The organism is Catenulispora sp. GAS73, from assembly GCF_041262085.1.
Classification (GTDB): Bacteria; Actinomycetota; Actinomycetes; order Streptomycetales; family Catenulisporaceae; genus Catenulispora.
On sequence record NZ_JBGCCM010000013.1, the window covers coordinates 206,979 to 220,796 of the forward strand.

At 71.5% G+C, this 13,818-nt stretch carries 11 protein-coding genes; 1 reads left to right on the forward strand and 10 read right to left on the reverse strand.

Annotated elements, in window-relative coordinates; genetic code table 11:
* Positions 1 to 239 precede the first annotated feature (239 nt).
* The gene (locus ABH935_RS21340; RefSeq protein ID WP_370379668.1) at positions 240 to 710 is read left to right on the forward strand and encodes a hypothetical protein; all 471 of its coding nucleotides are present in this window, start codon (positions 240 to 242) and stop codon (positions 708 to 710) included.
* 64 nt (positions 711 to 774) lie between these two features.
* On the opposite strand, the gene ABH935_RS21345 is transcribed toward ABH935_RS21340, so the two are convergent.
* The 10 genes from ABH935_RS21345 to ABH935_RS21390 form a co-directional block, all read right to left on the reverse strand.
* A complete protein-coding gene (locus ABH935_RS21345) occupies positions 775 to 1,056 on the reverse strand; it encodes a hypothetical protein (RefSeq protein ID WP_370379669.1) in 282 nt (93 codons plus the stop codon).
* An 8-nt stretch (positions 1,057 to 1,064) separates the two neighbouring features.
* Entirely contained in the window at positions 1,065 to 1,505 is a 441-nt protein-coding gene (locus ABH935_RS21350) for a hypothetical protein (protein WP_370379670.1), read from the reverse strand.
* Between the two features lie 794 nt (positions 1,506 to 2,299).
* Positions 2,300 to 3,511, reverse strand: a complete 1,212-nt coding sequence (locus tag ABH935_RS21355) for a glycosyltransferase (protein ID WP_370379671.1) — start codon at positions 3,509 to 3,511, stop codon at positions 2,300 to 2,302.
* A gap of 114 nt (positions 3,512 to 3,625) precedes the next feature.
* Positions 3,626 to 3,991, reverse strand: coding sequence for a hypothetical protein (locus ABH935_RS21360; RefSeq protein WP_370379672.1), 366 nt, complete (start codon positions 3,989 to 3,991; stop codon positions 3,626 to 3,628).
* Positions 3,984 to 5,663 (reverse strand): hypothetical protein, encoded by a 1,680-nt coding sequence (locus ABH935_RS21365; protein WP_370379673.1) that lies wholly within the window; start codon positions 5,661 to 5,663, stop codon positions 3,984 to 3,986. Before ABH935_RS21365 ends, ABH935_RS21360 begins: the two co-directional genes overlap by 8 nt.
* 3 nt (positions 5,664 to 5,666) lie before the next feature.
* Positions 5,667 to 10,595: a hypothetical protein gene (locus ABH935_RS21370; RefSeq protein WP_370379674.1), complete on the reverse strand. Its 4,929-nt coding sequence runs from the start codon at positions 10,593 to 10,595 to the stop codon at positions 5,667 to 5,669.
* A gap of 14 nt (positions 10,596 to 10,609) precedes the next feature.
* Complete coding sequence (locus ABH935_RS21375) at positions 10,610 to 10,900, reverse strand: hypothetical protein (protein ID WP_370379675.1); 291 nt, start codon at positions 10,898 to 10,900, stop codon at positions 10,610 to 10,612.
* Positions 10,897 to 11,364, reverse strand: coding sequence for a YbaB/EbfC family nucleoid-associated protein (locus tag ABH935_RS21380; RefSeq protein WP_370379676.1), 468 nt, complete (start codon positions 11,362 to 11,364; stop codon positions 10,897 to 10,899). Before ABH935_RS21380 ends, ABH935_RS21375 begins: the two co-directional genes overlap by 4 nt.
* Positions 11,365 to 11,449: 85 nt before the next feature.
* On the reverse strand, positions 11,450 to 13,288 hold the full coding sequence (locus tag ABH935_RS21385; RefSeq protein ID WP_370379677.1) for a hypothetical protein: 1,839 nt from the start codon (positions 13,286 to 13,288) through the stop codon (positions 11,450 to 11,452).
* Positions 13,285 to 13,773 carry a hypothetical protein gene (locus ABH935_RS21390; RefSeq protein WP_370379678.1) on the reverse strand — a complete coding sequence of 163 codons (489 nt, stop codon included), beginning with the start codon at positions 13,771 to 13,773 and terminating at the stop codon, positions 13,285 to 13,287. Before ABH935_RS21390 ends, ABH935_RS21385 begins: the two co-directional genes overlap by 4 nt.
* Between the last annotated feature and the right edge of the window lie 45 nt (positions 13,774 to 13,818).

Here is a 13,818-nt window from a genome sequence, read left to right on the forward strand (position 1 = left end):
GTGGGCCAGCTCCTCGTCGGTGAGCGCCGGTGGCCGCTCGTTCGTGCCGGTGCCGGTGCCAGCGCCGGCGGTCGCACCCGGCTTCGGCGGCGTGCGGCTCGCGGTCAGGGCGGCGCTGGCCGCGATGTTGTTCTCGACGCGGGGGCGGCGGAGGCGGCGTCGCCGATGATCACGGCTCGTGATGTGTTCCAGCGCAGGCCCAGCGGTAGGTCGACGGACTGTCCGCGGGCATCCTGCTGGTGCCGCAGGGGGTGGGCACGATCCTGTCGCGCACCGTCACCGGCGGCGCCATCGACCGGCTCGGCGCGCGCGTCCTGGCGCTGAGCGGATTCGCGATCGTCGCCGTCGCGACCGTCCCGTTCGCGCTGGCCGGGCCGCACACGGCCGAATGGCAGCTCGCCGGCTGGATGGTGTTGCGCGGGTTCGGGCTTGGGGCCGTGACGATGCCGGTGATGGTGGCCGGGTACGTCGGGCTGGAGAGGCACCAGATCCCGCATTCCAGCGTGCTGACAAGGGCCGCGCAGCAGATCGGCGGCTCGTTCGGGACGGCGGTGCTGGCGGTGATCCTGCAGAGCGGCATCGCGGCGCATCCGCGGACGCCGGTGACCGCGTTCCATTCGGCGTTCTGGTGGTCGGTGGGGTTCTCCGCGGTCGCGGTGCTGCTGTCGCTGGCGCTGCCCGATGCGCAGCGGGCGTCTGTGGAGGCGTGAGGGGTGTGAGACGTGGAACGGCCCCGCCGCTGTTGCGACGGGGCCGGACGGTGCGCGTCGCGGTCTACAGGAACGGGATGGTGACCCAGTAGACGGCGGGTCCGGAGGTGGCCCGGTTGCACGCGACGGTCGGGGTGGCGCCCTGGTCGAGGCCGGTGGTTCCGTTGAGTTTGCAGATGAGCTCGGCCGCGTGGCCGCCGGCGGTGACGACGTTGACGTAGAGATGGTCGTGCTGGATGGCTTCCGAGACGTCGACGACGGGGTCGGCGGTGGTGCCCGGGTAGCCGGAGGCGAGGGCTCCCGTGCTCAGGGACTGGGCGGCGCCGCGGACGTTGTTGTCGATCAATCGGTAGTTCAGGGCGTTGCTGTTGAGGGTGACCTGCTCGGCGAACTCGTCGCTGTGGAAGGCGATGTCGATGTCCGGGCCGGCGGGGCCAGTCGCTCCGGTCGGGCCGGCAGGACCAGCGGGACCAGCGGGACCGGCAGGACCGGCCGGACCAACAGCGCCAGCAGTACCGGCGGGGCCAGCGGGGCCTGCAGGGCCCGCAGAACCGGTCGCGCCGGGGGTACCAGCAGGGCCGGCGGGGCCAGCAGGGCCGGCCGCGCCCGGAGTTCCAGGGATACCTTGAGGGCCGGCGGGACCGGCGGGGCCAACGCCACCGGCAGGACCGGCTGGACCAGCCGGTCCGGGGTTACCGGTCGCGCCAGCAGGGCCGGCGGGGCCGGCAGGACCAGCCGGACCCGCAGAACCGGTAGCGCCGGCAGGGCCGGCCGGACCGGCAGCGCCGGTGTCACCCTTCATCCCTGGCGCGCCGGTCGCGCCGGTGGCACCGGCTGGACCGGCGGGCCCCCGCAGCCCCATCGGTCCGCGAGCCCCCTTCGGCCCGCGCGGACCGGCAGGCCCCTGTTTCCCGACGCACTCGCACTTCTCGTGCCGCTTGTGGTGGCACGCCATGTGCTCCGCGCGGTGGTGGTGTGCGGGCTCGAAGTGCCGCCGGGGCACAAACACGCGCGGCGGGGGAGGCAGCGGCAGCCCATCGGCCTTCGGCGTAAATGCGTGCCGGACCGCCGCCTGGTGCAGTGCCGGGTGCACAGCCGCGCTGAGCGTCGTCCGGTCCGCGACCCGACCCGCAACCCGACCCGCGACCCGGTCCGCGACCCGAGCCGCGACCCGGGCCGCCGGCGGCGCCGAGAACGCGGCGACGTTGACCGGCGCGGCGACGCTCAGCGGCGTGGTGCTTGCCGCAGCCTCCGTGCGGGTGTGGTGGTCGTGCGCCGTGCCGTGCTGAACGCCGACGACGGTCAGCGTCGCGCCGGCGAGCACCGTCAGACCGGTGGTCACCATGACGCACTTCTGGAGCGTCCCCACCGACCTTTGAGATTCTTGCGGCATGCTGGAGTAGCCCTTTCCCGAGTGAATCTGAAGAATGGCGACTGGCCTCAGACCTCTGGTTGCCCGAAGCTTGATCGCACCGAAACGGCATCGCCGTCTTCCTCACTCGCTCGGCCGATCTGCCGAGGTCAGGCCACGCTCAGCGGGTGATCGGGCCGCGACAGTGCGGCGCATTCCTCATATCAACGACGAGAATTCAACGACGAGAATCGACGAGCCGCCGCACCGACATCTCGCGATTGGCGATCGTCTGTTCCCGGTGTGGATCCGGCAGGTCCGGCATCTCCAGCAGCATGTCGCAGGCCCGCACCGAGCCGCGGAAGTCGTCGACCCAGTACGCGCTGATGGACAGCTCGAACAGCAGCCCCCACCGGTAGACCCACGGTCGCACGAACAACACGTCGTCCGGCTGCGGCTCACCGATCCCGGCGCTCGCGAACGAGTAAGCAGCCTGATACTGCGACCGCAGCCTCAGTCGCGAGGTGAGCTCGTACAACGCCTCCAGCCGCTGCGGCCGGTACTCCCAGGCCTGGACGAAGGCGTCCATCGCGGCCGGCCAGTCGCCGGCGTCCGCCAACAACTCCCCGATCTGCAGCAGCGAGAAATAGACCTCCTCGGCCCAACCGCCCATCTCCACCCGTCGCCGGTACAAGGCGATCGCCGCCTCGCGCTCGCCGCGGTCGCGCCGCGTCTGCGCCAGGTAGAAAACGGTGCGGGTGTTGTCCGGATCCCGTTCGAGGTCCGCGGACAGCAGGCGGATGTCGCGCTCGAACTTGTCGGCGCGCGAGCCGCCGTCCGCGAAGTGGTCGACCACCAACTCGTCGAGGTGGAGTTCGTGGAGTTCCCGGTCGGCGCGGTCGGTGGTGAGGTATTCGTGGGTGGATCCGACGTAGCGCCACGGCAGGCTGCCGCGGACCAGCCGCTTGTTGCGGTATTCCAGATCGCCGCCGTGCCGGATCATGTACGAGTCCGCGGTCAGCGCCGGCAGTTCGCCGTGTTGGCGCAGGACCATGTCGGCGTCGATCAGGAGCAGGTAGTCGGCCTTCCCCCGCGCGTGTTCGAGGTTCAGCGAGCGGTTGTGGCCGAAGTCGCGCCACGGGTCCTCGTGCAGCTCGCCGGGGACGTCCGCCATCGCCGCGCGGATCAGGTCCTGGGTGCCGTCGGTCGATCCGGTGTCGGAGACGACCCAGTAGTCGACGAGTCCGCGCACCGAGGCCAGGCAGCGTTCGATCACCGCGGCCTCGTTCTTCACGATCATGCACAGGCAGATCGACGCGCGCCGGGTGAGGCGGAACGCCGCCGCCGTGTCGGCCAGGCCCCGTTCTTCGGGGGTCGCCGCCCCGTCCACGCCATCGGGCCTGGGCGCCGGCAGGATCGACGGCAGCTGCGCGGGTGTCGGCTGGCTCACGGCGGCGTCCCTTCAAGCGGGCGGTATGTCCGTTACGCGCACATACCGTAGCGCTCCGCCATCCGGGAAATGCGCAGGACGACGCCTCCCCGCGTGCTGGGGCGTGTCGCGGAATCAGGAACGGAACGACGCGTACAACGCGTCCAGGGCCTCGTCCATCGCAGCCTTGTCGGGCGCCGCGCACCGGTAGTTCAGCGCTCTGATCCACGTCAGCAGATCGTCCTCGGGCGCCAGGCCGTGAACCCGGACGTAGTACGCGAGCCCGTCGCTCCATACCCACGTGCCGTCGGTCCGGAACGAGGCGCCGACGACCTTGCCGCGCGAGGGATCGAGCTTGTCCGGGCTCAGGGCCGTCGTCATCAGGATCGGCGCGCCGGCGGCCAGGAACGCGGCGACGCGCTCGCGTTCGGCGTCGTCGAGAATCGGGCCGACGATGCCGTTGTCCACCGGGACTCGGGCGATATGAACCTGCTCAGGCATCGGCGACGTCGGCTCCTCGTTCCATCCGCCGCAGGTGTGCGAGCAGATCCGGATGCGGCGCGAGCTGGTACTCGGCCAGGTAGTACGCGGCCGACGCGCGCCAGATCCACTCCCCGTCGGTACGGTGCTCCTGCGGCACGACCCGGCCGCGGTCGGGGTCGATCACGTCCTCGGCCGCCGCGAGGCTCGTCACCACGGCGTCCCCGGACATCATCCGAGCGGCCAGGCGATCGCATTCGGCTCGGTCGGGCAGCCGGACGTGGTCGGCGCTGAAGCGCGGCACGCCGTCGGCGTCGGCGAAGTCGTAGACGCCGGTGGTCCGGATGCCGCCGGTGTGCGGCGACTCCTCCAAGGTAGCGATCCACAGCGGGTCCGCGTCCTTCAACGCCGCCAGGTGGAACTCCGGCAGCGCCTCGCCGCTCCAGAACACCTCGACCTGCGCGGGCCCGGCCGGGGCCTGCGCCAGCTGCGCGTCGAAGGCGACGTCCCAGGCGGCCAGCCCCGGATCGACCTCGATCAGGAACACCGGGATCACCGCCGCTCCGCTGCCCCGCCAGGCCCGCCACACCTGCATCACGCCCGGCTGCGAGGCCATCATCAGTACCACCGTGGGACCGGCGTCCAAGCCCTGGTCCGGAGCCGGGCGGAGGTCGAAGGCGGTCACCGGCTTGGGGGTGTCGGCGATGCTGACCGGGACCCGGTCCAGGGCCGACAGGTCCAGTCCCGGCTCCTCGATCTGCCGGGGGATCTCCCGCAGCAGCGCGACCTCCGTCGCGGTCAGCGCCAGACTCGACTCGGCCAGGACCGAGACGAGGCCGACGGAGAAGCCCGCCAACTCGCCCTCGGCCAGCGAGCGCCGCAGCCCGGCCAAGCGCTCGGCGGGCACGTCCGCGGCCAGCCGCAGCAGCAGCCGGTGCAGCCGGGTCATCGTGGCCCAGACCTCGCCGGACCACTGGAACCACTCGGTCACCCGGGCGGCGCGCTCGCGGTCGACCGCCGCGCCGAACACCGACGCGCCCCGTTCCGGCAGCTCGGGCCGGGCCCACAGCCGTAGCGACGCGGCCAGTGCAGCCTGCTGATACCCGGTCTGCGGTTCGCCGGTCCAGTACGCCTCGATCTGCGGTGCACCCTCGCCCCGCGTCTGAAGGGCACGCCCCGCCTCGGCCGCCAGCCGCCACAGCTCGGCGCCGGGCGCGGCCTCCAGGAGATACACGCGCCGGTCGCCGTGGCCGATCCCGGACCTCGTCGACCGGCGGATCGCCACGACCTTCGGGTCGCGGAACACCGACGCGACCATCGCCCGGTCGAGGTCGTCGGCGATCGCGGGCGGCCCGGTCCGGAAGGCCACAGCGGGAGGAAGCCGCGCGGCGGCGTCGGAGATCCGGAGCTCAGGAGGCAGGCCGGGCCGGCGGCCGGGAGCGGCCGGGAGCGCGGCGAGCGTCTCGGCCTCCTGCGGCGTCACGCTCACCCCGAGCGTCATCGCGGCGTTCACGACGACCTCGGCGAGCCCGAGCACGTCCTCCTGGCCGACCCACTCCCGGGCCTGCGTGATCAGCGGATCGGGCAGCCGCCCGGCCAGCCCCGAGACCAGCCGGTGGACGCGGGACAGCATCCGCCACCGGTCGGCGGCCGTGCTTCCGGTCGTGCTGTCCGCGGGTTCCTGCTCGGTCATGGATCAGCCCTCCTCCATGACGATGATCTCGCATCCGTCGGGCAGACCGGGCACCCGCGCCAGGATCGCCGCGACCCGCTCCGGATCGGTGACCCGGTGGGTCCGTGCTCCGGGCGGGAACACGTACTCGCGGGTGCCCCGGTAGACCGTGAACGGCGACAGGTCGCGGGCGTTCTTACCGGTGAGCTCGTACAACACCAGGGTCGGCGTCCCGCTGCCCGGATTGGTCTCCATGAAGTGGACCGCCGTGGCCAGGTCCGGGCTGAGGCTGAACACCTGCCGGGTGGTGGCTTGGTCGACGTAGCGTCCCCGGCTCAGCAGGTTGACCTTGTCGCCGCGGAACACCAGCATCGGATGCTCCGGGCTGCCCATCGCCGGAAGCTGGTGCAGGGCCTCCATGAACATGTCGGTGTGGACGCGGATCTCGTCGAACAGCGCGGGCAGCCGTTCGTTCACCTGCTCCTTGATACCGGTCCAGGCGTGGGCCCGCTCGTCGGACGCGCCGTCGATCCACTGCTGGGCCTCGGGAGTCAGCGGGGAGTTCTTGTTCAGCGGCTCGGGACCGGTGTGGACGATCGGCCGTAGGGCGATCGGCAGCCGGCCCGGGTTCTCACCCTTGGCGAGGGCTGACAAGTAGCGCTCGACGGAGACCCGCGCCGTGTGGCCGAACTCGGCACGCATGAGCCGGTCCGAAACGGACTCCGGCAGCGATCCGGTGAACGAGTCCACGGTCAGCGCGTGGTTGATCGCCGTGTGGCTGTGCGTGGTGTAGACGGCCAGCGCGGTCAGATGCGCCTCGGACAGCCCGGCGACGGCCGCGCGCACGGCCTCGGGGTCGTTCGGGTCGATGCCGTTGCGCTCGGCCCAGGCGTGCAGCGTGTACTCCGGGATGTGCGCGGCCGGCGGTGTGTGCTCCGGGATCTGGCCGGCCGGCGGCTCGCCGTCGGTGATGCGGCCGTCGGACAGCTGCTGCCAGATCTCGTGGACCAGCTCGTTCAGCTCGGGCTCGTCGGCGCGGTTGTGCCGGGCCTCGGTGAAGCCCTGCGGGTCCGTGGCCAGGTGCTGGTAGTGGGTCTGGTGCGGCAGCGGGACGTCCGGGGCCGGCCCGGACTCGCCGTGCCAGTCCAAGACCCGTCGATAGAACTCCACCGGGTCCACGCCGTCGCGGATGCGGCCGCCGGCCAGCGGTCCGCTTCGGGCGATCTGCGCGCCGAGCGCCATCTCGTAGAGCGAGTGGTCCCGGCCGGGCAGCATCCAGGCCATCAGGCCCTTGAGGAACTGGTCCCGCTGCGCCGGATCCAGGCCCAGCAGCTCGGCCGAGGTGAGCATCTTGGTGGTGGTCAGGGAGATGCCGTCGGCCGTGGGCAGGCCGGCTTCTTCGGTGGCGTCGGTCCAGGCGCTCTTGGTGTCGTGGACCGTGACGCCTTCGCGCCAGGGCAGTTTGGCGCTCGGGTCGTCGACCGGTAGGTCCATGTGCTGCTGGACGAAGTCGCGGGAGAGCCGGCCCAGCGGCGCGCCGAGATCCTCGTAGTGCTGCGCGGTGCGCGCCAACGCCTCCTGCTCGGCGTCCGGGCGGTCGTTCCGGCCCTTCTGGCTCCGGATCGTGGCCAGCTGGTTCTCGATCGGGTGGTCGGAGTTGAGGATCACGTTGCCGGTGGCCACCGGGTCGCGGTCGAAGCGGTGGCCGCCGGCTCCGAGGATCTTCTCTCCCAGCGGTCCGGCTTCGAAGGCCCCGAGCGCGCGCCGCAGCGGGCTGTTGAGCTGGCGGTAGCGGGCTCGCAGGCTCTCGATGTTCACGCCGGCGTCCTGGAGCCGGTTCCAGTCCCCGGCGTCGGCGACCCGGATGATGGCGTTCTTGAAGACCTCCGGGCGGTCGTAGTTCATGTAGAGCGCGTTGTAGATGGCTGTCATGGTCTCCCGGACGTCGCCCTGCTCCAAGATCGTGTCGACCGGGACGTGCGTGCCGACGTTGCCCGCGTTCCCCGCGTTGTCGCTGAGGAAGACGCTGTCGATCCGGTGCTCGAAGGCGGTCTGGGACTCGTCCGGCAGCTTGTCGTTGAGCGTCCGCAGGGCCGTGCGCAGGTCTCGCAGGGTACTGCGAGTCTGTTCCAGTACCGCGGGGTCCTTGAAGTCGAATGCGCCCAGCTTCTGTTCGAAGTCCCTGGATGCCTGGAGCGAGCCATCGCGGTCGTTGCGCCGCAGCTGTTTGAAGCCCCATGGCGCCGGCTGTTTGTCGCCGGCCAGCCGGAGGACGTCGCCGCTCGGGTCGAAGTGCGCCGAGGGCGGTCGGAGCGGGTCGCCGGGCGGCAGGTCGCGGGTCTCGACGCGGCCGTCGGAGGTGGGGTGCGCGAGCTTCCAGGTGCCGTCGCCGGCCAGGTGTCCGGTGCCGGTGCCGTCGTCGACCAGGTCCGGGCGCGGGCCGTGCGGGCTGTCGACCTGGTGGGCCGTCGCGACGACGGTCCCGCGGTGGTCGATCCAGACCGGCGCGTCGGCGGCGATGACGTCGTGCCCTGACACCCGGGCCAGCTCGGCCGCGCCGTCGGCGGCCTCGCAGCCGTAGAGCCGGATCGGGACGTCCTTCGGCACGCCCGCGAGGTGGTCGGCGAGCTCGGAGAACGGCAGGTGCATGCCGTCGACGACGATGCCGTCCGCGTCGGAGTGGGCGAAGATCGTGAAGGCGCCGGAGCCGGTGCCGTGGTCGGCCGAGGCCGCCATCTGGCGCAGGATGTCGCCGTTAGTGTCGAGCGTGCTCACGACGAGGCCGGATTCGGTGGTGTCCAGCCGGATCTGCGCGTTGTGCTCACCGTTGGTGATGGTCAGCAGCTGGTGATCGCCTTCGCCGGCGACCGCTGCGACGCGTGCAGGACGGTCGGGGAGGCCGAAGGGGTCGCCGTGACCGCCGCCACCGAAATCCGAGCGCCCACCACCGCTACCGCTTCCGGTGTGGCTGCCGAGCGCCGTGAACGCTGCGGCATGGACGGCGCCGACGCCGACCAGTTCCCGCTGTTGTGCCGCGGTCCCACTGAGTTGGGATTCGAACCGTTGGGCTTGATCGCTGAGCGCCTGTGCGGCCTGCTGGTGCTCGGCGGCGTACTGCTGCTGGTACCGCTCCAGGTCGTTCTGGCCGTGGAAGGTCCCATCCTGCGTGATGTCGCCGGGCACCGCTGTGGGATCACTGGAAACGGCCGGGTCCTCCTGGCCGATCCCGCTCGCGGCGCGCGTGTGCGCGGCGGCCATGTCGCCCGGCGCGCCTTGCGGACGCAGGAAGTCATTGAGCGGCTGGACGCCCTGGAACGAGCCGTCCGCATTGAACACGGCCTGGTGGCCCGGCGGGATCGGGTTGTCGCCGGGGTAGGTGTAGACCTCCCGCAACTGCCCGGTGTCGTAGTTGTAGACCGCGGCCTCGTTGGTGCCCAGCGGACGGTTGAAGCCCTGCGGCACGGTCTGCCCGTCGCCGGAGACCACGACCACCGGGTCCTTGCCCAGCTGGAAGACGTGCGAGGCGCCGGGATCGACGGGGCGCGTCGTCGGGTCGTAGACCGGTGCCGAGGCAGACCCCGAGTCCGGGGCCGGGACGTTCCGGACGGCCGTCCCCTGGTGCTGACCGTTGGCGTCGTAGAGCTCTGATGTTCCCGCGGGCAGCGGGCCCTTGCCGCCGCCGTGCGACACGACGCCGGTCGGCTCGTACGCGCCGCCGCCCTCCGAGGGCGCGTAGGTGACACTGCCGGTCGGGCTGCCGCCTCGGTCGAGCGTCTGCGCGCGGACCGCCTGGTAGTCCGTCGTGGCGCCGTTCTTGTCGCTGACGGTCAGGGTTCCGGTCTCGCCGTCGAAGCTGCCGCGTCCGAGGCGGGTCGGCGGCTGGGAGGGGTCCGGCCCGGTCCGGTAGACGGTCACGCCGTTCGCGCCGTTCGGATCGATCGCGCCGCCGTACCGGTGCACCAGCAGGTTGTCGCCGCCGGTGGTGTCGATCGTCATGCGCGGGGTGGTGATCTGGTCCTTCGCGAGGTCCTTGGCGCCGTGGATCCCGCTTTGGAACATGCCCTGCAGGAACGCCTTCTGCCAGTTCGCGAACGGGCCCTGCTCGCCGGCGGCCCAGTTCTTGGCGCCGAGGGCTTGGATCCCCTGGTCCGCGTAGTAGGTCGCCGCGTTGCCGCCGATCATCGACGCGCCGCCGTAGACCATGCCGGCGCCCTTGCGGACAAACGGGTTGTTCGTGAAGGAGTTGTCGAGCAGGGGCTTGGCGAACGTCGGCATGGCCAGGTCGAACCGCTTGGCGAACTGCCCGCCGAGGCCCGGCAGCGCGAACAGGCCGCCGAGCAGGATGCCGTGCTCGAAGTCGTGCAGCAGCAGCGAGCTGTCGTAGTCGCCCCAGTTCCGGTGGCCCTCGACCATCTGGACCGTCTCGGAGATCAGGTCCGGCAGCAGGGTGAACGCCAGCGCCTCTATCAGGCCCTTGATGAGCATGCGTAGCGCGCTCTGGGCCGCCCAGCGCTCGGCCGCCACCTGTACCGCGACCAGCGGGGTGTCCAGGCCGAAGGTGGCGGCGATCTCCGCCAGCGCTTCGAGGATCTGGATGTAGAGGATGACCGCGACGACGTTCTCGGAGATCTTCGTGGCTTCGATCTGCAGGGCTGCGGCGTCGGCGTAGTTGGCCATCGCGGCGCACTGGCCGGCCAGCTGCTCCAGGATGCCGTTGCCCTGGACGTATCTCGACCAGTAGTTGTTGAACTCGTCGCAGGACACCGACGTGATCGCGGAGTTGACCTTCGAGACCACGTCGCTGCCGTAGCCGGCGGCGTTCAGCAGCGAGCCGCACGCCTCCTGCCAGGCCTCACCGCAGCGGCGCAGGGCGTCCTCGTCGCCCTGCGGCCAGGACAGCCCCAGCATCTCCTGGGCCCAGCCCCAGGGTGGGACGAACTGCGGGACGGACATGGCCTGGCCCCTCCCTAAGCGTTCTCTACGCTTTGGTAGCTCTTGGCCCAGCTGGCGGTGGCGTCGGCCATCGCGGACACGCCGCCGTCCACCGCGTCCATCTGCTCCAGTGCCTTCATCGCCGGTTCGACGTAGGTCTTGGCGATCTGGGCGCCGGCCTCGTCGTTGCCCCAGCACGCGCCCTCGGCGTTGAGTTTGGCCAGCAGCGTCGTCTGTATCGCGCGCACCTGGTCGGCGACCGCGGCGAACTCGGCGCCGTTGGTCTGGACCTCGCTGGGGACGACGGTGAATCCTCCGCCGGTCACAGGTTCCCCTCCTTGAGCCGGTCGAGCCAGTCGCCGAGGTCCAGGCCCTGGTTCGGGGTCGAGGACGGCAGCCGTGAGGGCCGCGGCGGCTGCGTGTCGCCGCGCAGGTACGCCTCGACGTCGAAGTCGCGGCCGAGCACGGACTTCATCAGGTCGCCGACCTTCTCGCCGGCGTCCCGGTGCGCCCTTTCGCAGAGCTCGACGATCTCCTGGGCGAGCTCGGTCGGGCCGAGTTTGCGGTAGGCGCGCGGGTCGATCTCCAGGGTGCGCAGGTCGCCGTGCGGGCCGACGGTCACCCGGATGTCGTCCTCGGGGGTGCGGGCCCGGCCCTCGATGGCAGCGCTGCGCTGCTTGAAGTCCGTGACCCGGGCTTTGACGTCGTCGGCCTCGTCGAGCAGCTGCGAATACAGGGCCTTGAGTTGCGCCACGGATTGCGCGGTGGCGAATGTCGGTAACTCGCTCACGGTGCCTGCCTTCCGCCAGTGGCGCGTTGTTCTGGATTGGACTATGGGGATCTGGCGGGCCCGGGCGGTACGGGCCCGGTGCCGTCTAGGACTCGCTTCCGATGACCGGCGGGGCGGCCGAACCCTCGGCCAGACCCCACAGGTCCTCTTCCTCCGGAAGCCAGGACTTGCGGTTGCGATCCCCGTTGCCGCCGTTCATCCCCATCGGGGCCATCGGCGGCATCATCGGCATGCGCCCGGCCGTTCCGGCCTCGGCCATCGCCGCCTGCTCGCCGAGCGCGCCCTGCGCGGCCGTGGTCTCGCCGGCGGCCAGCGGCGCGCCGGAGGCCGTGGTGCCCAGGCCAAGGCCGCCGTTGGCGCCCGTGGTCGGTGCGCCGCCGCCGTATCCGCCGGTGCCCAGAGCCCCGAGGCCGCCGGCGCCGCCGAGGGCTCCGAGGCCGCCGCCGGTCCCGGCCAGGCCGGTGGCCGCGCCGCCGGGGCCGAGGCCGCCGCCGGCCCCGAGACCGCCGAGGCCGCCGGTGCCGCCGCCGGGCAGGCCCGAGGTCATCGTCGGGAGTTGGTTCGGGTTGAAGCCGGCGGTCTGCGTGGACGTGTAGCCGCCCGGCGTGCCGACCGGATTCGGGAGCCCGGTCGGTGTCGGGAAGCCGCCGTTCGCGCCGCCGGGCGGGTTCGGCAGGCCGTTGTTGCCGCCGGGCAGGCCGCCGTTGCCCGGGCCTGGCAGGCCGGTGGCCGGCGGGTTCGGCGTCGGGAGGTGGTAGGGCGGCGGCGTCGGGGTCGTCAGACCGGTCGGCGTCTTCGGCGCCGGGGGCTGCTTGAGGCCGGTGGCGCCCGGGCTGCCGATCTTGCCGCCGGTGCCGAGGCCGCCAGTTCCCAGACCGCCGGCGCCCGGACCACCGGTGCTCAGCCTGCCGGTACCGAGACCGCCCTTTCCGCCCGGGCCGGTCCCGTCACCCGTCGGCGGCTTCAGGGCCTTGGCGGGCTGCGGGAGCGGCGGGAACTGGGACCGGGCGTCGGTGAAGTGCTGCCCGGTGATGGTCATCAGGTCCTGCAGGTGCGTACCGTACTGCTGCCCGAAGTGCTGCTGGAAGTATCCGGCCGTGAAGACACTGGGGTCCTTCTCGGTGACCATGTTGTTCCCGTCGGCCGAGTCGAAGACCGTGATCTTCTGGACCTGCGGATACGTGTCGTTCGGGTTGTAGGAGCACCACACCAGGCCCGAATAGCCGTAGTCGCCGGAGCCGTTCTGGTCCGGCGCGTACAGGTCGAAGGTGCTGGCTATGTACGGGTTCGACGGGTCCGCGTGCATGTTCTGCGCCGGGACGTAGATCATGGCGCTGACGCTCATCGGGCCGGACTGGTCCGAGTAGCTGGTGTACTGCTCGCTCTGCTGGGTCTGCACCCAGACGCAGTTGGCCGGCAGCCAGGTCGAGAGGATCGTCGCCATGGCGTTCGGCACCACCGCCTTGCTGCCCGAACTCGGCGTGCCCCAGGCGTCGAAGATCGGCTGGAAGGCGGCCTTGCTCTTGCCCAGGTTGCCGGCCAGCCCCGAGAGCACGCCTTGGATCTTCGGCATGGTCTGCGCGATCTGGTCCCCGTACGCGGCGGTCGCCGTGGCCTTGGTGCCGTAGTCGCTGGCCGCCGCCCCGGTCCACTTCAGGTCGCCGGTGTTGGCACTGATCAGGCCGGCCATCGAGGTCGGCGTCGCCGGATCGCTGACCGTCTGCTGCAGGACGCCGGCGTTGATCTTCCAGTTCTGCGCCACGGTGGTGAGCTGGCCGATGTAGTCGTCGATCGGGGTCGACTTGCCGTTGGGGCGGAAGATCGCCTCGATCTGGTGGTTGGCCAGCGCGGCGTTGGCCGCCGACGGCGCCGTGGTGGTCGAGCGGCTCGGGCTGTAGCTGGGACCCGGGTCGGGGCGGCTCACTGGGCGCCTCCCGTTTGGGTCGTCGTGGGGCCGGTCGTGCCGGTCGTCCCAGTCGTTCCGGTGGCTCCGGTCGTGCCGGTGGTCGTCCCGGTCGGGTCGGCCAGCACCTGGTTGAGCCGGTCGTTGATGACGGTCGCGCCGGCCTTCTCCAGATCCGCCGCGCTCTGGTAGTTGGTCGTCGTCCACCGCGCGACGTCGGACAGCGCGGTCACGTGCGTGACCAGCAGCTGCATGCCCGCGTTCGGCTGCGGGCCGACCAGCTGGTCGAGCACTGACGTGTAGTAGTCCCCGAACGTGCCGGCGTCGGGGAACGCCACACCGCTGGCGAACTGCAGCGGTGTGCTGCAGTCCTTCTGCAGCGAGCTCAGCGACGTGATGACCGCGGGCAGGCCGCTTCCGGCCCCCGCCCCCGGCCCCCCGCCGGCCAGCCTCTGCAGTGCGGTGAATTCCGCGGTGATGTCACCGTCGGGGCTGCCGCCGGTCACCTTTCCACCTCACTTCCGGCTCCGTTGTCGACGTTCAGGATCCGT

Excerpts from the sequence above, each read along its gene's own strand:
- ABH935_RS21365 (WP_370379673.1), bottom strand. The coding sequence starts at position 5,663 with ATGACCGAGCAGGAACCCGCGGACAGCACGACCGGAAGCACGGCCGCC.
- ABH935_RS21370 (WP_370379674.1), bottom strand. The coding sequence starts at position 10,595 with ATGTCCGTCCCGCAGTTCGTCCCACCCTGGGGCTGGGCCCAGGAGATG.
- ABH935_RS21360 (WP_370379672.1), bottom strand. The coding sequence starts at position 3,991 with ATGCCTGAGCAGGTTCATATCGCCCGAGTCCCGGTGGACAACGGCATC.